Origin of the sequence: Corynebacterium sp. HMSC059E07 (assembly GCF_001814395.1) — a bacterium.
Classification (GTDB): Bacteria; Actinomycetota; Actinomycetes; order Mycobacteriales; family Mycobacteriaceae; genus Corynebacterium; species Corynebacterium hesseae.
In genome coordinates, this window is sequence record NZ_KV816341.1 from 15,866 (window position 1) to 35,036 (window position 19,171).

19 protein-coding genes are annotated in these 19,171 nt (G+C 61.4%); 9 read left to right on the plus strand and 10 right to left on the minus strand.

From position 1 onward, the window contains the following. The first annotated feature begins 11 nt into the window (after nt 1–11). The 5 genes from dapD (at nt 12) to HMPREF2967_RS12465 (ending at nt 4,689) form a co-directional block, all read left to right on the plus strand. On the plus strand, nt 12–983 hold the full coding sequence (gene dapD, locus HMPREF2967_RS12445; RefSeq protein ID WP_070562103.1) for a 2,3,4,5-tetrahydropyridine-2,6-dicarboxylate N-succinyltransferase: 972 nt from the start codon (nt 12–14) through the stop codon (nt 981–983). Between the two features lie 126 nt (nt 984–1,109). Next, entirely contained in the window at nt 1,110–2,540 is a 1,431-nt protein-coding gene (locus HMPREF2967_RS12450; protein ID WP_070562105.1) for an amino acid permease, read from the plus strand. Between the two features lie 561 nt (nt 2,541–3,101). After that, nucleotides 3,102–3,962 carry a type IV toxin-antitoxin system AbiEi family antitoxin domain-containing protein gene (locus HMPREF2967_RS12455; RefSeq protein WP_070562107.1) on the plus strand — a complete coding sequence of 287 codons (861 nt, stop codon included), beginning with the start codon at nt 3,102–3,104 and terminating at the stop codon, nt 3,960–3,962. 54 nt (nt 3,963–4,016) lie between these two features. Further along, nucleotides 4,017–4,226 carry a helix-turn-helix transcriptional regulator gene (locus tag HMPREF2967_RS13315; protein WP_070524916.1) on the plus strand — a complete coding sequence of 70 codons (210 nt, stop codon included), beginning with the start codon at nt 4,017–4,019 and terminating at the stop codon, nt 4,224–4,226. Beyond that, nucleotides 4,210–4,689: a transcriptional regulator gene (locus tag HMPREF2967_RS12465; RefSeq protein WP_227485796.1), complete on the plus strand. Its 480-nt coding sequence runs from the start codon at nt 4,210–4,212 to the stop codon at nt 4,687–4,689. Before HMPREF2967_RS13315 ends, HMPREF2967_RS12465 begins: the two co-directional genes overlap by 17 nt. Nucleotides 4,690–5,108: 419 nt before the next feature. On the opposite strand, the gene HMPREF2967_RS12470 is transcribed toward HMPREF2967_RS12465, so the two are convergent. The 8 genes from HMPREF2967_RS12470 to typA all read right to left on the minus strand — a co-directional run bounded on the left by HMPREF2967_RS12470 (nt 5,109) and on the right by typA (nt 12,912). Continuing rightward, nucleotides 5,109–5,672 carry a GtrA family protein gene (locus tag HMPREF2967_RS12470; protein ID WP_070524912.1) on the minus strand — a complete coding sequence of 188 codons (564 nt, stop codon included), beginning with the start codon at nt 5,670–5,672 and terminating at the stop codon, nt 5,109–5,111. A 107-nt stretch (nt 5,673–5,779) separates the two neighbouring features. Next, the gene (locus HMPREF2967_RS12475; RefSeq protein ID WP_070686809.1) at nt 5,780–6,586 is read right to left on the minus strand and encodes a pseudouridine synthase; all 807 of its coding nucleotides are present in this window, start codon (nt 6,584–6,586) and stop codon (nt 5,780–5,782) included. Next, nucleotides 6,587–7,672, minus strand: coding sequence for a succinyldiaminopimelate transaminase (dapC, locus tag HMPREF2967_RS12480; RefSeq protein ID WP_070686810.1), 1,086 nt, complete (start codon nt 7,670–7,672; stop codon nt 6,587–6,589). Between the two features lie 3 nt (nt 7,673–7,675). After that, nucleotides 7,676–7,999 carry a ferredoxin gene (gene fdxA / locus HMPREF2967_RS12485; RefSeq protein WP_070524905.1) on the minus strand — a complete coding sequence of 108 codons (324 nt, stop codon included), beginning with the start codon at nt 7,997–7,999 and terminating at the stop codon, nt 7,676–7,678. A gap of 50 nt (nt 8,000–8,049) precedes the next feature. Then, nucleotides 8,050–8,442, minus strand: a complete 393-nt coding sequence (locus HMPREF2967_RS12490) for a hypothetical protein (protein WP_070686812.1) — start codon at nt 8,440–8,442, stop codon at nt 8,050–8,052. After that, a complete protein-coding gene (locus HMPREF2967_RS12495) occupies nt 8,439–9,305 on the minus strand; it encodes a PIG-L family deacetylase (protein ID WP_070686814.1) in 867 nt (288 codons plus the stop codon). Before HMPREF2967_RS12495 ends, HMPREF2967_RS12490 begins: the two co-directional genes overlap by 4 nt. Further along, nucleotides 9,298–10,899 carry an ABC transporter family substrate-binding protein gene (locus tag HMPREF2967_RS12500; protein ID WP_070686816.1) on the minus strand — a complete coding sequence of 534 codons (1,602 nt, stop codon included), beginning with the start codon at nt 10,897–10,899 and terminating at the stop codon, nt 9,298–9,300. The genes HMPREF2967_RS12495 and HMPREF2967_RS12500 overlap by 8 nt, the downstream gene beginning before the upstream one ends. A 102-nt stretch (nt 10,900–11,001) precedes the next feature. Continuing rightward, a complete protein-coding gene (typA, locus tag HMPREF2967_RS12505; protein ID WP_070524897.1) occupies nt 11,002–12,912 on the minus strand; it encodes a translational GTPase TypA in 1,911 nt (636 codons plus the stop codon). Nucleotides 12,913–13,184: 272 nt separating this feature from the next. Here typA and HMPREF2967_RS12510 point away from each other — a divergent pair, with 272 nt between their 5' ends. Genes HMPREF2967_RS12510 through HMPREF2967_RS12520 form a run of 3 tightly spaced genes read left to right on the plus strand, consistent with a single transcriptional unit; the run spans nt 13,185 to nt 15,400 of the window. Beyond that, nucleotides 13,185–13,904: an Rv1157c family protein gene (locus HMPREF2967_RS12510; RefSeq protein WP_070686818.1), complete on the plus strand. Its 720-nt coding sequence runs from the start codon at nt 13,185–13,187 to the stop codon at nt 13,902–13,904. Then, on the plus strand, nt 13,904–14,440 hold the full coding sequence (locus HMPREF2967_RS12515) for a ribonuclease FAU-1 family protein (RefSeq protein ID WP_070530369.1): 537 nt from the start codon (nt 13,904–13,906) through the stop codon (nt 14,438–14,440). Before HMPREF2967_RS12510 ends, HMPREF2967_RS12515 begins: the two co-directional genes overlap by 1 nt. 42 nt (nt 14,441–14,482) lie before the next feature. Further along, complete coding sequence (locus HMPREF2967_RS12520) at nt 14,483–15,400, plus strand: DUF808 domain-containing protein (protein ID WP_070686820.1); 918 nt, start codon at nt 14,483–14,485, stop codon at nt 15,398–15,400. Here HMPREF2967_RS12520 and zupT read toward each other — a convergent pair. Both zupT and HMPREF2967_RS12530 read right to left on the minus strand, forming a co-directional pair. Further along, nucleotides 15,393–16,190 carry a zinc transporter ZupT gene (gene zupT, locus HMPREF2967_RS12525; RefSeq protein WP_070686822.1) on the minus strand — a complete coding sequence of 266 codons (798 nt, stop codon included), beginning with the start codon at nt 16,188–16,190 and terminating at the stop codon, nt 15,393–15,395. The genes HMPREF2967_RS12520 and zupT overlap by 8 nt on opposite strands. 9 nt (nt 16,191–16,199) lie before the next feature. Next, the gene (locus HMPREF2967_RS12530; protein ID WP_070686823.1) at nt 16,200–18,137 is read right to left on the minus strand and encodes a BCCT family transporter; all 1,938 of its coding nucleotides are present in this window, start codon (nt 18,135–18,137) and stop codon (nt 16,200–16,202) included. A gap of 154 nt (nt 18,138–18,291) precedes the next feature. On the opposite strand from HMPREF2967_RS12530, the gene HMPREF2967_RS12535 reads away from it, so the two are divergent. Continuing rightward, entirely contained in the window at nt 18,292–19,134 is an 843-nt protein-coding gene (locus HMPREF2967_RS12535) for a hypothetical protein (protein ID WP_070686825.1), read from the plus strand. Nucleotides 19,135–19,171 lie beyond the last annotated feature (37 nt).

Sequence of the window (19,171 nt, forward strand, 5' to 3'; positions counted from 1 at the left end):
GGTGTGAGCCTATGACTTCAGCATCCGCACGCGGCCTGGCAACCATTACCCACGACGGCACCGTCCTGGACGTTTGGTTCCCAGCAGTTCACACCGATATTTCTGTAGACGCCAGCGGCACCGAGCGCTTGGAGGAGGTTCCGCAGCAATTCGCTGACCTGGTTGGCCCCGATGAGGAACGCGGCGTCGCCCGCATCGCCGTGGAGACTAAGATTGCGGACCTTGACGCAGCACCTGCCGATACCTACGACGCTTACCTGCGCCTGCACCTGCTCTCTCACCGCGCAGTCAAGCCTCACGGCCTGAACGTGGACGGGATCTTCGGCAAGCTGGCCAACGTGGTGTGGACCAACTACGGCCCCTGCGCGGTTGCCGATTTCCAGATGGTCCGCGGCCGCCTCGCTTCCCGCGGTCCGGTCGTTGTCTACTCCGTCGATAAGTTCCCGCGCATGGTGGACTACGTCGTCCCGTCCGGCGTGCGCATTGGCGATGCCGACCGAGTACGCCTAGGTGCCCACCTCGCCGAGGGCACGACCGTGATGCACGAGGGCTTCGTTAACTTCAACGCCGGCACCCTGGGCGCCTCCATGGTCGAGGGCCGCATCTCCGCGGGTGTCGTCGTGGGCAATGGTTCCGATATCGGCGGCGGCGCCTCCATCATGGGCACCCTCTCCGGCGGCGGCAAGGAGGTCATCTCCATCGGCGAGCGCTGCCTGCTCGGTGCGAACTCGGGTGTGGGCATTTCGCTTGGCGACGACTCCGTCGTCGAAGCCGGCCTCTACGTCACCGCCGGCACCAAGATTGCGGTCTTTGGCAAGATTGCTCAGGCCCTGGGTCTGTCCGAGGGCGAGACTGTCAAGGGCTCTAAGCTCTCCGGCGTCTCCGGCGTTCTGCTGCGCCGCAACTCCGTCACCGGCGCCGTCGAGGCCGTGGACTGGAAGTCTGAGGCTGTGGCCCTCAACGAGGATCTGCACAAGAACTAAGCGCTGTTGCTTGAGGCCCCCGTTTCTGCGGGGGCCTTTCGCGATCGTGGACTTAAGCCCTCCGCATTATGCACAAGCGCTATAAAATGGCCCCTTTATGCCCAAACGCCTTGGCAGCTGCCTACAATGCTAAAGGTGACTGCTCAAAACGATTCCTCTCCTAGCTCACTCGGCAGCGGCTTGAAAGTCCGCCACCTAACCATGATGGGGCTGGGCTCCACTATCGGTGCCGGTCTTTTCCTAGGCACCGGCGTAGGTATTTCCGCCGCCGGTCCCGCGGTTCTCTTGGCCTACCTCATCGCTGGCTTCCTTGCCATCTTGGTCATGCAAATGCTCGGTGAGATGGGCACGGTCATCCCCGCTTCCGGTTCCTTCTCTGAATACGCCGAGCACGGAATCGGACGCTGGGCAGGCTTCACACAAGGCTGGATTTATTGGCTTGCCACCGTCGCCGTCCTCGGCGCGGAAATTACGGGCGCTGCTGGTTTCATCGGCGCATGGTTCGACTGCCCGCCGTGGATCCCCGCGGCCATCTGCGTGGCGCTCTTTGGCACCATCAACCTCTTGCGTGTGCGCTTGTTCGGCGAGTTCGAGTACTGGTTCGCCTTCATTAAGGTCGCCGTCATCATTGCCTTCCTTGTCATCGGTGCGCTGCTGATCTTCGGGCTGCTTCCTGGCCACACCTTCATCGGGACGTCCGTCTTCCTTGCCGACGGCTTCATGCCCAACGGCCTCGGCGGCGTGGCCGCCGGCCTGCTCGCCGTGGCCTTTGCTTTCGGCGGCATCGAGGTCGTCGCCATTGCCGCGGCGGAATCCGAGGACCCCGAGAAGTCCCTTGTCAACGCGGTGCGCACCACCATTACTCGCATTTCGGTCTTCTACTTGGGCTCCGTCCTCGTCATCACCTTCCTCCTGCCCTACTCTTCGCTCGGCTCCGCGCAGTCTGCCGCCGAGTCTCCGTTCACGATGGTCTTGGACCGGGCTGGAATCCCTGGTGCTGCGGCCATCATGGAAGTGGTCATCGTGCTCGCGCTACTCTCCGCGTTCAACGCGCAGATCTACGCCTCCTCCCGCATGATGCACTCGCTGGCCTCCCGAGGTGAGGCGCCCAAGCTCTTCGCTGCAACAGATCGCCGCGGCGTGCCAACCGCCGCCATTGCGCTGTCCGTGGTGCTCTCCGCGGTCATGGTTGTTCTCAACTATGCGGATACCGGATGGCTGCTGTCCTTCATGCTGAACGCCGCTGGTGCTTCGCTGCTCATCGTGTGGGTCTTCATTGCAGTGAGCCAGTTGCGCCTGCGCCCGCAGCTCGAGGCCATCCACCCGCTGCCGGTCCGCATGTGGGCCTACCCCTACCTCACGTGGTTCGCGCTGGCATTGTTTGCAGCTATTGCGGTGCTCATGCTTAGCGACGCCTCCGCCCGCATCCAGCTCTACTCCGCCGCCGCCATGTTCGCTGTGCTCGCTGTCGCGGGCGTGATCAACGCTAAGGCCCGCGGAATCTCCCCGACCGCTCGCCTGCCCCTACCAACAGCCGAGGAGCTGAAGGCCCGCTAGCCGCCCCTCCCGCTGCCACTCCACTCCCTTCGCGTCCCTTCCTCACTCCTCCTCGCAGCCACCTCACTCCCTTCGCGCTCACCGGCGCACTGCGTAGCACCGTATCTCCGTTCCCTGTGGCCGCCAAGGGCATGCCGCATGAGCTGTCACCCCAGCAAGCGCCCTTCGCGCTCACCAACGAAGGGCGGACAATGACAGGCGCCTGCCCCGTGAGCGCAAAAGGTAGGTGGACCCGAACGGCGCTCGATGCAATTCCCAACCTCACCGATGCAATTCCCGACCAAGCCTATGCCCTTCGCGGTCACCGCCGAAAGCTCTAGCAGCTAATCAGCGAGCCCGGTGAGCGCCAAGGGCGCGGAGGGATTTAAGGGGCTGTGTTGGTCGACAACGCCGAATCGATGCGGCGATCCGAACACTGCAAAGCCCAAACGATAGGGAATGCGCTAGACAGGAAGACGACGCGTCAACATAAACCCTCAGAATCTGGCTTTGAGGCAGGGTTATCCACAGGCGGAGAATTGACTATCGACTCGTCGCCAAGCACTGCATACCTTGAGTTTCATGAAGGCATGGACTACCGCAGAGCTGCGCGAGATGGGGTTGAGCAAGGAGGCAATCCGGCGGAAGCTTCGCGCGGGAAAGCTGTTTCGCGTGCATCGGGGGATTTATAGCGATGAGTGGTCGCCGTTAGCTGTGGCACAAGCTCTGGCTCACGGGCTGAGTCGAATACATTTCACGGGTAAGACCGCGCAGGAGATTCACTTGGGGCGGAATTTGACGTTTCCGCTGGAGGCCGAGGGGCCACGAACGCTCAAGGGGAAGAACTTTCGGGTGACGCATTCGCGGCTTTCGGCCACAACCCTGGTCAACGGACTTCCGGTCATTCAGGTTCTCTGGGCGGCGCGGCGAATAGCCGCAGCGTGTGGTCAATTGCTGGAAGAGCATTATCGCGGCAAGACGGGCCCTGAGCGCTTAGACAACGACCGGCGGAGAATGCGTCGGATTCCCCGGCGTCTAAAGGAGGCTATTCGCCACACACCCATCGGCGCGGACAGTGTGCCGGAGCGCCAACTCAGTCGAAGACTGCGCACGACCGGAATCTTCCCTGAACACAATGCGCTCATCGCGGGCTACCGCTTTGACTTGAAGATTGGCAAGCTCATCGTCGAAGTCGACGGTTGGGAATACCACAAGGATGGCAGGGCTTTTCAAGCAGACCGTACGAAGCAGAATGCGGCCGTGGCACATGGATATACGGTTTTGCGCTTTACTGCCGACGATATCCGCTACCACCTCGATGATGCCTTTTTGCTTATCAAAGCGACTCTTGAGCTGCTCAAAGGGCGAAATCCCAAGCTCCCTTCTGCCGCGACCCAGCCTTATTGGACTTGGCACTTATGCATGCAAACATTGCCATCATGACAAGTTTGCTTTACACTAAGGCATGTAAGCGTTACACACCGTAAAGGAGACCAGATGGCCGAGCACCAGAACATGGTTCGCAAATGGCGGCGTTGGCTCGAGATGTCTCAAGCTGACCTTGCTGAAAGAGCCGGAGTTTCCCGCCAAACTATCGCCAATATCGAACGCGGCAACTACTCTCCCTCCGTCTACCTAGCGCTAGACATCTGCCGCGAACTAGGAAAAACCGTCGAAGAAGTCTTTGGAGATGAACAACATGATTAACGCCCTGGCCAACTACACCCTCAACGAGATCGAGCGCGCCTCCCGCGACGAATACGAACGCGAGACTTTCTACAAGGCGTATGCCATCAGCGCTACCCCGAAACTCTTCCTCGAGCTTGTCGCCGCAGCCATCCTCGCCTGGGTCCTCCCTGGTCAGATGAGCATGCTGTGCTTCCTCGCCATCGCACCGTCTATCATCGGCAATCTCTTCGGCACGGCGTGGCTGCGCAAACGAGTCGCTACCCCATCTGTTGGCCGTAATTGGTCCGCCATGGCCGTCTACCTCATCCCGCTCATTGTGATGTTCGTCGGAATTGCCCATAACGCTTACGCACCGGACTCCACCTCCTACTTGGTTGGCGCTGGGGCTGGCGTGACCGCCGCCATCATCTTCACGCCATTCCTTCGCCGCCGCCAGCACCAACGCGACCAAGAGCGCCTCGACGCCGAGCTCGACGACTAGGCAGCTCTTCCCCGCCCACCTTCCTCCATCCCGCCCTTCGCACTCACCGCGGACGGCGGGTTCCTCTATTTTGCAGGCGCCGGTGAGCGCCAAGGGAGAATAGGGCCACGCCGAACCAAGCTCCGAAGTGCATCTCACCCCGCCATCTCACCGGTCAAACCGCTAACACGCCCTTTCGCGCCCACCGGTAGCAGTAGCTACCGAATTTATTGGACGCCCGTGAGCGCGAAGGAGGCATTTCCACCAATTACCCCTAAGCGCTCACCAGGGCGATGGAGCGCTTCCTCGCCGTGATTCTGGTAAGCGCGAAGGGAGCATGTGCTTGCCGACGCCCCCTTCCCGCTCACCGCGACATGAAAAAGGCCCCGCCGGCCGACGCTGGTGAGCGCGAAGGGTTGGGCGGGGCGAAGGGTCGATAATTAAGCCGGTTCGGTCTCGTGGACCACGACCGGCGCCTTGGGCTTCGAGCGGAAGGTCCACAGCTTGTTGAAGATGAAGTTAATCGGCATGGCTACCACGATTGAGATGGCATTGGCCCAGTAATACATCGTGCGGAAGCCCGTGGAGTCATTGAAAATATCGGGCGGCAGTTGCAACGGCGAGGTCGGATTCATCAGCAAGTACTGCACAGCAAGAGTCACCAAATACGCGCCAATGCCCGTAATGAGGAACGGGAAGAAACCCCGCAACCACGAGACTTTGCTAACGGATTTAAAAGTCCACATGCGGTTGAGCTGGTAATTCCACGTATTCGCAACGAGGAAGGCGATGGTGGAAAAGAGCATGAACCAGCGCACGTGAAACTGGGTGCCGAAGAGGTTGAACATCGCGTCATGCGGCGTAGCGCCGAACCAAGCCAACCCACACTTTGCGGCCAGGATTGAAACTGCAATATTGACCAACGCGCCCGAACCGCCAACCAGACCGAACTTAATGAACTGGCCAAAATTCGAGGCAAAGCGAGCAAAGCTCAGATCCGCCATGGACACGCCCTTCGTACAAAATGCTCAATTATGATGAATAAAACTTCATTTGAGTTTAGTCGTTCAATCAGCACAAACTAAAACGCACGCTGCATTAGCGCCCAATCTCACAGCTTGAACTCACGCTTGCGGCCGGTAACTGGATCGCTAAAACTCAAAGCGACATGGGAAAGCAGCAGCGGCGTGGAGAAATCATAAAGATCCAAGCCTCGATCCACGGGATAAGTATCATCCCCCACAATCGGATGTCCCAGGTGGTTAAGTACCACGCGAATCTGGTGGGTATGGCCGGTGAGCGGCCATACATCGGCAGTCGTTCCACTAGCGCTCACTCGTGTCACCGTAGGCGTACCGGTGGAATCCACACGGACCTGGCGTTCACCACGCACGCGCCGCATCGCCAGCCGTACAGTGCCGTCGAAGGAGAAGGGCGCGGCCACCTGAGCCCGGTAGTGCTTCACCACCGAACGCTTCTGAAAGAGTTGCTGATACGCAGCGCGCGTGCGGGAATTGCGCGAGCACAGCACCAACCCCGAAGTCAACCGGTCCAGCCTGTGCAGCGGCACGATGGAGTCCTCATTAAAGTCCACGCGCAAGCGTGTCTGGAGCGTCTCGCGAACGATGCGTCCATTCGACGTCGTGGGTAAGAAGTGCGGCTTGTCCGCGACTATCAGGTCCCCGTCCTCAAACACCACCCGGTAGTCAAAGGGAATAGGATCTTCGGAAGGTACCGAGGGGTGATACCACGCCAGCGTAGGGCCAGGAAGTAGAGTGCCGGGCTCCAAGCGAGTGCCAGGAGAAAACGCGGAATCGCCCGCCTCACCTGCCCAATAGGTAGGTGTGGCGGGCACGATGCCAGTGAGCATCACCTTGCGCGGGCTAATCCCCTCCCGCGCCGGCGGGCGAAAGGCCACTTACTCAGCCAAGCGCGCCACCGCCGCCGCGATGCGCTCGTCCGTACCGTTGAGGCCAATGCGCACGAACTGCTCGCCCGCTGGGCCATAGAAGTCACCCGGTGCAACGAGGATGCCGCGCTCGGCCAGCCAGTCGACGGTCTCGCGGCAGTTCTCACCGCGCGTTACCCACAGGTAGAGCCCAGCCTCGGAGTGCTCGATCCTAAAGCCCGCGCCAGTCAGCGCCCGCATGAGCTCCACACGGCGCGCGGCGTAGCGTTGGCGCTGGAGGGCTTCGGAGGGGTCGTCGTCAAGCGCGGCAACCATCGCCGCCTGGATGGGGCCTGGAACAATGAGCCCCGCGTGCTTACGCAGCTCCAGCAGCTCCGCGATGAGCTTGGCATCGCCCGCAAAGAAACCGGCGCGATAGGAGGCCATGTTCGCGCTCTTGGACAGCGAATGCATGGCGATAAGCCCGGTATTGTCGCCATCGGTCACGCGCGGGTCCAAGATGGACACCGGCGGGTTCTCATCGTCCCAACCCAAGCCCATGTAGCACTCGTCCGAGGCCACGATGGCATTGTTCGCGCGCGCCCAAGCGACGATTTCGCGCAGCTTCTCGACGCCCAGCACCCTGCCCGTCGGATTCGACGGCGAGTTGATGAACACGAGCGACGCATCCTGGAAATCCTCGTCGGCGCGCAGGGGCTTAGCACCGGCCAAGAGGGCGCCGACTTCATAGGTGGGGTAAGCCACCGTCGGGAAAGCCACGGTCTCACCGCGCATGCCCAGCAAAGTGGGCAGCCAGGCGATAGTCTCCTTGGTGCCGATGACCGGTAGCACCGCGTCCACGTTCATGGTGTAGCGGCGCTCAAGTGCCTTCGCGATGGCCTCGCGCAGCTCCGGAGTGCCCTGAGTCTGCGGATAGCCGGGAGCCTCGGCCGCTGCGGACAGCGCTAACTGCACGCCAGGGGCAACTGGATCAACGGGATTGCCCACCGATAGGTCAACGATCCCGTCCGGATGCGCCTGGGCTTTCTTCTTGGCGCCGGCGAGCGAGTTCCACGGAAAATCCGGAAGCGTGCGTCCAAGCGGCGTGCGGCTCATGCTCTACTCCTGGTTCTGGGGTGGGAGCTTAGCGATCATCGGGACGTCAAAGTCCTGCGGTCCAAGTGCTGCCGCGCCACCCGGGGAGCCGAGATCATCAAAGAAGGCGGCATTGGCGTCGTTGTAGTCCAACCACTCATCCGGGACGTCATCCTCGTAGAAGATGGCCTCCACCGGGCAAGCCGGCTCGCAGGCGCCGCAGTCCACGCACTCGTCTGGGTGGATGTAGAGCATGCGCTTGCCCTCGTAGATGCAGTCGACCGGGCACTCTTCAACGCAGCCGCGGTCCATCACGTCGACGCAGGGCTGCGCGATGGTGTAAGTCATAAGGTGTTTAAACTCCTGTGTGTCACGGGTTTTCTACGAATAACAGTATGCTACTCCGAGGCGAAAAATGGCCAAACGCTGCCCGCGATTCCCGCAGCGAACAGCAGCAGGCTGAGAATATTATTGGCCAGCAGGCTGCCATCCCCGATGGCGGCTCCCAGCATGAATGCGAGAAAACCACCCACCCAGGCCAGTCCTGGCACGCCTGCGATGTAGGGATTCTCACTCCACAGACGCGCTGTGCGGGTCAACACCCCGTTGAACCAGAAGGCGATGAGGATGGTGATGGGAAAGGCCACGCTGGCCCCGTCAAACCACGGCACCCGGGCGGTAAGGTAGACCACCTCGAGCGTCAGCGAGCAGAGCGCTCCCAAGACCAGCCACACCAAGCCACCTATTTGCTCGCCCCGGGAGAAATCAGTGCGAATGGCGCGCTCGCTCACTTCTCCCCCAGCAATGAATCCTGCGGCTCTCCCTGGCCAAGCTGGTAGAACTCCTGGCGCAGCAGCGGCATCGTGAGCAGATTGGACAAGGCATAGGCGGCGGGGACTTGGGCGGGGTCCTTAAGACCCGCCTGGGCGGCGTGGGGGTTGACGGTGGTGAGGGAGCCGTCGGCAAGCCAGATCTGCGTGGCGTGGGCCAGCATCGCGGCGCGCTTGGCAGCAAGTGCTGCGTCGCTGAGCTCGTAGGTCACGTCGCAGCCGGCGTTGGTGAAGTTGTCCAGGTACGCCTTGTCCGGCAGGCTCCAGCCATCCGGAGGAGTAATAGCGTCGAGACCCCGATAGTGCGCGGCACGCTCAAAGACGGCCCACCAAATGCGCTGATCAGGTACTGCGGCCGCGTGCACGGCCTTGTGCACGGCGATGTGGTCTGGGTGACCGTAGCCGCCGTCCGGACCATAGGTCAGCACCGCGTGCGGGCGCAGCTGTTCAAGGTGGCCGCGCAACAGGTCTGCTGCTTCCTCCACACGGTTGACCAGGGCCCGCGGGTGATCATGGGCGGGGGAACCTTCCATCCCAGAATCCCGAAAGTGCCCGAAGCCACCCAGCTGGATGCCATCAACGCCTAAGGCGTCGAGCGCGTGCTTGAGCTCCCAGGCGCGGAACCCTCCCAGCTGATCTGTTTCCGCGAGGCCTTGGTAGGGTTCGCCGATGATTTCGCCCTCCTCCCCCAGCGTCGCGGTAATCACGGTGACCTGCGCGCCGCGTGCGGACAAGTCCGCCAACGTGCCGCCTGTAAAGAGCACCTCATCATCCGGGTGCGCGTGAACGGCCACGACACGATAGCCGGTGAGATCCTTATTCATCGTCTTTCCTCCACTGCGGTGCGCTAATCAGACCGGAGTCCCAGTCCTTGATGCTTTGTCCGGGGCCAACAATACCCTTGCCCAAAGCGTGGATTCGCACCTCATTAAGCAACGGGACGAAGAGAACTTCTTCTTTGTTGAGGTGCTCCACCTGCTCTTGAGCCGCTGCGGAGTCGAGCTTTCCCGACAAAATATCGGTAGCAGTCTTCGCGGACTCTTCAGGGCAGAACCCCGACTGCGTTGCCGCAGGCCGCGTGGGCGTTGCGCACACGAAGTAGTTAGCCAGACTCAGCGCATCGCTGCCGTTTTCATCCCACGCCACCACGGCGTCAACTTTGCCAGCCGGGAGCAAGTCAGAAGTTATGGTGGTCGGGCGTTCGGTGACGAGCTCCGCGTCGATGGCCTTGGCTTGCAACACGTCCACGATGGTGGTGGCCGCAGCCAGGGCAGTTGGATTGAGGGGATCCGCGGCGATGCGCACGGGTTTGCGGCCCGCACGCTCACGCAGCGGGGCAAGTTCTGCGTTGCTATCGAAGGGGTTCTCCCCCGGTTCGAGCTCCGAAGCGCGGCCGGTGGCAAGCCGGGCCAGCTGGTCGGTGTTGAGCAGCGAAGCCAAGGCGCGGCGTTGCGGCTGTTCCTCGAGAGCGCCCTCGGCGGCCGACATCTCCAGGCGGAGCTGACGCTGCCGGGTCACCACACCGGTATTGACGTTGCTGAGCAGGCTCAAATTCTCCAGGGTGGTCTGCTGCGGGGTGAAGTCAGCAAACCCAATCTGGTGCGAGCGCAGCATGTTCACCACCTGTGCGGTATCGCGCACAGCGCGCAATTGGATCACGTCGATATGTGCGGGATCCTCTCCCCAGAACCGGTCATTGCGGTTAAGCGTGATAATCCCTCGCCCGCGGTCCATCCCTTCGACGAGGTAGCGTCCAGCAGAGGCTGGGATACCCTCAGCTAAGGCCGAGGTGAAGTCCTTGTCCTCCAGCACATGGGAGGGCAATAGGTGGGCAAAGAGCTTGTGCCAGTCCTCCACGCGGTGGTCGAAGTCCACGGTGACCACTCGCCCATTACCGGAAGTCCGCACGGCCGAAATTGCCCGGTAACCGGACACGTTTTTAGCACCCGGAGTGCGCGTGATCTGGGACCACAAATAATTGAAGTCAGAGCCACTGATCGGCGTCCCATCGGACCATTGCGCTGGCGCGGCGATGGTGTAGCGCACCCGCATGGCAATACTGCCCGGAGCGTCGATTTCCTCGGCGGATTCGAGGACATCCGTGTCCATCTGGTCCCCATGGAAGGCCGAGGGCAGCACTAGCTCAGCGATTTGGTTGACCAGCTCCGAATTATTCGCCACGAGGTGCGGGTTGAGCCCGCCGCGCAGCGGGTCCACCCCAATGGCCACGGTGCTGCGCTTCGGCAGTGCGTCTTCCTTGGGTGCTGCCTCCGGCGGCGGAGTGGTGATGCTTGAGTTCGTGGGCGTGGCGCTGCGATCGTCCTCGTCCACCACCGGCGGCGGGCCGGGGTTGGCTTGGCATGCAGTCAGCACGGCGGCTGCGAGAATGACTCCGAGCCGGGGCAGGAAACGGTCCACTCCACACAACCTTTACGTCCGGAAAACTCTTCCGCGCTATTTTAATACCCCGGGGCAGGTGGTCCTAGCGGTGGGGCGCCGCTTGGCGACGCCCACAGCAGCCTACTTGTTGAGCTGCTTAGCGCGTGCGGCCGCGCGCTTGCGGTCGGTGGCGGATAGCTCGACCTTGCGCACGCGCAGGACCTTCGGGCCCACCTCGACGCACTCATCGGTGCCACAGAACTCCAGTGCCTCATCGAGGGACAGGGTCTTGGCCTTAGCCAGCGTGACAGTGGCGTCGGCGGTGGCGGAGCGCATGTTGGTCAGCTTCTTTTCCTTGGTGATGTTGATGTCCATATCCTCATCACGGTTGTTGGCGCCGACGACCATGCCCTCATAGGCCTCCATGCCCGGCTCCACGAAGAAGTCACCGCGGTCCGCCAGCTGCTGCAGAGCATAAGCGGTGATCTGGCCGGAACGGTCGGCCACGAGCGAGCCGGTCGGGCGAGCCTTGATGTCTCCGGCCCACACGTCGAGACCATCGGAGATGGAGTTAGCGATACCGGAACCGCGGGTCTCCGTCAGGAACTGGGTGCGGAAGCCGATCAGGCCGCGCGCTGGGACGCGGAAGACCATGCGGACCCAGTCGCCCTCGCGGACGTCCATGGACTGCATCTGGCCCTTGCGGGAGGCCAGCAGCTGGGTGATAGCACCCTGGAATTCCGATGGGGAGTCGATGGTGAGCATCTCGTAGGGCTCCATGGTCTTGCCGTCGATGACCTGGGTGACCACCTGCGGCTTGCCGACGGTCAGCTCGAAGCCCTCGCGGCGCATGTTCTCGATGAGCACGGACAGTGCCATCTCGCCGCGGCCCTGTACCTCCCATGCATCGGGACGCTCAGTCGGCAGCACCTTGATGGAGACGTTACCGATGAGCTCCTGGTCCAAGCGGGCCTTGACCATGCGGGCGGTCAGCTTGTCGCCGCCGCCCTGGCCTGCCATCGGGGAGGTGTTCACGCCGATGGTCATGGAGATAGCCGGCTCGTCGACCTTAATGCGCGGCAGCGGCTTCGGATCCTCGACGTCGGCGATGGTGTCACCGATCATGATGTCGGAGATACCGGAGATGGCCACGATGTCACCGGCGATGGCCTCGGTGTCCGGCTGACGCTCGAAGCCGACGGTGCGCAGCAGCTCGGCCACCTTGACCTGCTTGACGTGCATCTCGCCCTCGTCGTCGTAGTGCATCCAGGCCACCTGCTGGCCCTTCTTGATGGTGCCGGAGTAGATGCGCAGCAGTGCGATACGACCCAGGAAGTCGTCGGAGTCCAGGTTGGTCACGTGGGCCTGCAGCGGGGCGTCGACCTTGGCGGAGGGCTCAGGGAGGACCTCGTAGATGACGTCGAAAAGCGCCTGCAGGTCGTCGGCGTTAGGAACATTGCCGTCACCCGGGTTTTCGGTCGAGGCCTTGCCCTCGCGGCCGGAAGCGTAGAGAACCGGCAGGTCCAAGAGTTCCTCGGCGGCAGCGGCTGCTTCCTCATCTTCGAGGCCGGCAGCGATTTCCAGCAGAAGATCCTGCGCTTCGGTGACGACCTCGTCGATACGGGCGTCGGGGCGGTCGGTCTTATTCACGCAGATGATGACCGGCAGCTTCGCTTCCAGTGCCTTGGTGAGCACGAAGCGGGTCTGCGGGAGGGGGCCTTCGGAGGCATCGACAAGCAGCACAACGCCGTCCACCATGGAGATGCCGCGCTCGACCTCGCCGCCGAAGTCGGCGTGGCCCGGGGTGTCGATGACGTTGATGATGAGGTCCCCGCCGTCCTTGCCCAGGCCCTTGCGGTGAATGGCGGTATTCTTCGCCAGAATGGTGATGCCGCGCTCGCGCTCCTGATCATTGGAGTCCATGACGCGGTCCGAGTGTTCGCCATGGTCGCCGAAAGCGCCGGACTGCTCCAGCATTCCGTTGACGAGGGTGGTTTTACCGTGGTCAACGTGTGCGACGATGGCTACGTTACGGAACTCAGTATTACTCACGTGTGGGGTGCTCCTTTAAAGCATGATGCGTTAGCGGTATGAACGGCCCTTAAATATACTCTCTAGCTCTTTCATGTGCAGCATCGTGCGTATCGCGCGCTTTAGCGCGCGATGTAACGAAACGATATCAACAGCCGACATACCGCACAGTAGGTCTCTATTTAGAGTTGACTACGCCAAAAAAGTGAATATTGTGGCAGCAGATACTATTGTGACGCATGTGATTTAGTTTCCTGCCGCCACGTTCCCCTACCCAAACACAAGGATTTTCCATGGCCCTTTCCGAACAGCGCTCTTCCCGCTCCGCCCGCCGTGGCGTCGCCGGACTAACTGCTGCCGTGATGATGGGCTTCCTCAGCATCACGCCAGCACATGCCGGCGCCCCCGATCTCTCCTCGCTGGTGAACATTCCACAGAGCAGTAGCCCGCTGGACAGCCTCGGCCGCCCCACCCCGGAGACACAGGAGCGTGTTCGCGCTTTCGCGGCACAGCCATGGATTCCACAGGAGGCCCGCAGCGCCATCCTCACCGCCCTTAACTTCTCCGCCGGTGACGGCGGCGAAGGCGGTGTGGCCATGCCGGAGGGAAACAACCCCGGCTTCCGCCAGTTCTACTGGCCTACGGTCTCTGCGCAGTGCATCGGCGGGCAGGGCGATTCGGTGGGTTCCGCCATCGCCGTGCCTGGCCCGACCGATATGCCGGCCCCAGGCGCAGGCGAAAGAGAAACCGTCTTCCTCTTCACCGCGCTGGGCACCCCCACCGCCGCAGAGCAGCAGGGTGCCATGAGCGTCCAGTGGTTCAACCTGGATACCTTCCAGTTCGGCACCACTCCCCTATTCAACAACGGCATCAACGCCGATGGGCCGACCACGGTCTCGGGCCGCGCAGCAACGGGCAAGGGCACCGTCGTGGCGGTCCTCTCCGGTGCGGTCAACACTGCTGAATCCTCGTGTTCTTTCCCACCTACCGCGGCTTACCTCGAGGTTAACTAATGAGCACTGACCTGCACCCAGTCAAGCAAGAAACCTTTAACACCACCGACAACATCAACGTCGACCCGAAAGGTTTTCAGCGGGAGGTAGACACCTACCGGGTCACCGACTTTGGCCTTTACATGGCCCGCGGCGCCAACCACCCGCGCTTCGGCTACCTTGAATCCTGGTTGCTCCCGGAGCTGGGCCTGCGCGCCAATATCTTCCACTTCCGCGAGGGCGTGGATGTCCACCAAGATTTCTACATCGACGTCGCTGATATCGACGTCGACGGTGATGTGTGGACTACCCGCGATCTTTATGTCGACTTGGTCTCCACCTCCGGCGAGCCGGTTGATGTGCTCGACATCGACGAGCTAGCCGCCGCAACCTCCAACGGCCTCATCAGCGCCGAGGAGGCCGAGCGCGCCATGGAGCGCACGCTTACCGCCGTCGAGGGCATCACGCGCTACGGCGATGACGCCATGAGCTGGCTGCGCACGCTGGGCATGGAACTTACCTGGGCAGAAAATGTGGAGCTCGTTCCTGCCGAGTAACCTAGGGTAAACACTTACCCCTACACCACAAGGAAGTGAGCCATGGCCGGTGGCCTTTTTGCCCTGCTTGATGACGTCGCCCTGATCGCCCGCTCCGCTGCCTCCAGCGTCGACGACGTAACAGCATTGGCCGGAAAGACCTCGGTGAAAGCAGCGGGAGTCGTCGTCGATGACGCCGCTGTCACGCCCCAATACGTCCAAGGCGTCAAACCGCAGCGTGAGCTGCCGATGATTTGGCGGATTACCAAGGGCTCGCTCATCAACAAGCTCGTCATCATCCTGCCGATTGCGCTCATCCTGTCGTGGATCGCTCCTTGGGCGCTCACCCCCATCCTCATGTGCGGCGGCACATACCTGTGCTTCGAGGGCGCGGAAAAGATTTTCCATGCTATCCTCCACCGCGGCGAGGAGGAGCAGACCGTAGAAGAAAAGGGCGCCGACGCCGAAGATTCTCTGGTCAAATCCGCGATCACCACGGACCTCATCCTCTCCGCCGAAATCATGGTGATCTCCCTCAACGAGGTCATGGACCAGCCCTTCTGGCTGCGCCTCGGCGCCTTGGTTGCCGTCGGCATTCTCTTGACCTTAGGTGTTTATGGCGCCGTCGGGCTCTTGGTCAAAATGGACGATATCGGCCTCGCCCTGCTCAAGCGCCATGATGGCGATTCGGCCGTGGGTACCGCCCTGGTCAAGGGCATGCCCATCGTGCTCAACATCATCGGCATCATCGGCACCGCCGCCATGTTGTGGGTCGGCGGCCACATCGTGGTCAAGGGCTTGAGCGAGTTCGGCGCTGAGCAGCCCTATGGCTTCATCCACCACGTGACCGAGAGCATCAACAATGGCGCGCTCGCCTGGTTGGCGGACACCGGCTTGTCCATGGTGTGCGGCTTTATTCTCGGCTCCGTTATCGTCACCATCATCATGGCGGTCAAGGCCACCGCGGAGCGCGTTAAATAAACATCGCGAGGGACACTGCCATGACCGCCATACCAGCGATGAGGCCGTAGATGGCGCAGTGGTGTTCGCCAGTCTCCTCCGCCGTGGGCAAAAGCTCATCCAGGGAGATGAACACCATGATTCCTGCGATGACGGCAAAGCTTATGCCAAACGTCATCGGGCCAATGAACGGCATGAGCAGAGCGAATCCGATAATGGCGCCGACAGGCTCAGCGAGCCCAGAAATCGTGGCCCACCAAAATGCCTTCGTGCGCGATCCCATGGCACTGCGCAAGGGAACCGCAACCGCAATACCTTCCGGAATGTTGTGGATGGCGATGGCTACCGCAACGGGGATAGCAATTTCAGGGGCTTCGAGGCCCGAAAGAAATGTGGCGAAGCCCTCGGGGAAATTGTGAATGGCCAGCGCGAAGGCGGTGAATATGCCGGTCTTCATCAGCCTCTTGCGGCGTGCTTCTTCCTCTGTAGTGGCCGGCTCGTGCGGGTTAATCTCCTCGGGAACGAGGCGGTCGATAATGGCGATGACCGCAATGCCGGCGAAGAACGCCGCCATCATCGTCCACGTGGCAGTGGCCTCTCCCCCAAGGGTGCTTTCCAGCTTCTCTAGGGACTGCGGCAGGATCTCCATAAAGGAGACGTAGAGCATTACGCCCGCAGACAACCCCAGGGCTGCGGCCATAAACTTCGGCCCGGGCTCGCGCTTGCCGACGGCCAGGGCGGCACCGATGGACGTCGACAAGCCAGACAACAGCACGAGGCTGAAAGCAAAGGCGATGGTGGCTAGATCCATAGTGGGAAACTATAGCCTGTCTGTGCTGTCCTCTGGCGGTAGCGCAAGTGACTCGCCGTCCTTGACTGTCGGGTCGTCGTCGGTGTACTCGCCGGTTTCGTAGTCATAGCCTACCGCGTGTCCTTCTTCATCCGTGCGCGCGTACCACTCGGTGACTTCCGCCGCGGTGGAATCAAAGTCTGCACCAGTGGCGTAGGCGGAATCATCCGTTGTGGGCTCAATGGCCAACGCAAAGTTGTCGCCGTGTTCCCGCACGCCGTGGATGATGGCATTGGACACTGCTTGTTCTTCATAGAACGTACGGATCGCGGCGGGGTCGTGACGCAACTCCCGAATCAACGCGATGCACATGAGCACAATGATGACCGCGAAAGGCAATGCAGTCACGGTGATGAGGTTCTGGAGGCCTTGCAGCGCATTACGGCCGCCCGCGAGAAGAATCACTACGGCGATTCCCGCCATACACATGACCCAGAAGATGGTGACCCCGGGCTTCGGCTTAGGGTTGCCGCGTTGCGTGAGCTGTGAATTCACGATGGACGCGGAATCCGCCGTGGTGATGAAGAAGACGATGAGCATGACGAGCACGAGCGGCGCCATGATCTGCGACCCCGGCAGGTGATCCAGAACGGTGAAGAAGATATCTTCTGCAGGCGGCATGGAGTCAATCGTTCCATCGGGCGCAATATCTCCGTCGCGACGCTGCAGCCAGATTGTCGTTCCGCCCAGAATGGTGAAAGCACAGACAATGATGGCGGAAGGAATAAGCAAGACGCCCAAGATGTACTGGCGGATGGTACGCCCGCGCGAGATCTTGGCCACGAACACACCGACGAAGGGCGCCCAGGACACCCACCAGGCCCAGTAGAACGTGGTCCAGGAGGACAAGAATGACACCATTTCTTCGCCTTGTCCCATGTTGGCGGAGAGCATGCTCGGCATCTCATCGAGGTACTCAATGATGACGGCGGGCAGCATGTTGGCCAGGAAGGCGGTGGGCCCCACGACAAAGAAGAAGACCGCGAGCCCGAGCGCCAAGACAAGGTTGATGTTGGACAGCCAGCGGATTCCTTTCGATACACCCGAGACCGCGGAGAAGATCGTGCCGATGGACAGCACTATGATGATGACCAGTGCCGCCGTGTTGCCCGTGGTTGACCAGCCGCTGACGATTTCCACGCCGCGGCCGATCTGCAAGGCTCCAATACCAAGTGTTGCCGCGGTGCCGAAGAGCGTGGCGATGATCGCTAGCCCGTCGATGATGCGCGCGGGTATGGAGTCCGTCTCGCGGTTGCCAAAAAGCGGCATGAGGATAGAACTCATCAACGGCACTCGCCCGCGGCGGTAGGACACGTAGGCCACACACAGTCCGCCGATGGCATAGATTGCCCACGCATTGATTCCCCAGTGCATTGCTGCTTGAGCCATCGCGCCCATGACGGCGTCATCGCTGGCGGCCTCATAAGCGCCGGGCCGGGGTGACAGGTAGTAGCTCAGCGGTTCGAAGGGGCCGAAGAAGATAATTCCGATGCCGATGCCGGCTCCAAAGAGCATCGCTGCCCAGCTCACAGTAGAGAACTCCGGCTTCTCTCCATCCACGCCCAAGGGAATCTTTCCGTATTTGGAAAAGGCGAGGATGAGGAGCAAGAACATAAGGAATGTTGCCAGCGTGGTAAAGATCCATCCCAGGTTGCGCATGACCCAATCCAAAGCCGCGGAGGAGGCAGTGAAAACCTGCTCGGGTGCGATGACACCCCAGGCAACGAATGCCACAATGAGTCCGCCCACGACGATCAAAATGGGTTTGTCCACCCCATACTTCACCTTTTGGTCTTCGATGGACACGCCCGGAACCAAGGCGGGATGGATGTTGTGCGGATAGATAATATCTTTAAGAATCCGCTTAGCCTCGCGCGTACGCTTCTTGCTCTGATCGGTATTGTTCACCGAACTACGAGAATCAGCCGTGATGGGTCTTCACTCCTTATTCGATATGTTGTTGTTTAAGTCTTCTATCGACCGTATCGGAGATCCGGCTCCTGCGTAAGCTTGAGACAAGTCCGTCGATTCCCATCTGACCCACGAGGTGACTGTCGCAACCATGGCGCTGTATCCGCTAGCTCCTTCTTATTTTGGTGTCGAGCACGTCGCGGTTCTTGAGCACGTGAACTTCTCCACCGCGTTGAGCATCCCTGGGTTGGCGCAGGAGCCTGCGCTCGTCGACGTTTCCTTGCTCCCCGACCCCACCACCGGGGGCTGGCGCGTACATTCAGATTTCGGATTCTTGGGTTCACTCGATGGTGCGGAGTCCGCAGAGTATCCCGCCCTGAATCGACTGCGCACGGCGGCGATGAACCCGGCGACGCATGCCACCGTCGACATTGTCGACGGCGAGGTGGAGATCGCCCTCGCCTTGGGGCTCGACCCGTGGATGGTTCCCGCCAACAACCAACCGGCGGGTACCGCGCTGCTCAACGGCGGACAGGGCGCGCTTGTTCGCGTCGCGGAAGGAGAGCTCACCGCATATCAGCTCCGCACGATGGGCACGAAACAGTTCTTCGTGACGCTCGTGCTTCTCGACGACACCGTCCTCGCCACCCACGACAACCTCGTCCTCGGGCCGTGCGCGGGGCTCTCCGATGCCCCAGCGCTGGCCGCCGCGTTCGCGGCCGCCACCCAATCCGGCGCCTCCCTTGCCGCCCGGGCTTATGCTGCCGCGGGCCGCATCGCCGTGGACCTTCCCCTCGACCCCGAAGACCCTGCTCACCCTGCTGAACTCTTCATGCCCGCGGCCCCACCTCTGCCAATCGACCCAGACAAGCCTGCCATCCCGCCAGTGCTCAACCCCAATGCCGATTGGGAGTTCACTGCCCCGGCCGATCCCCTTGCCTCACCGCTGCCGGCCGGTCCACGAGCCTTCGCGTCCCCCAAAGACACCTTTTAACTGGCACCTTATGCGCTTAACCTAATACACTGACCTG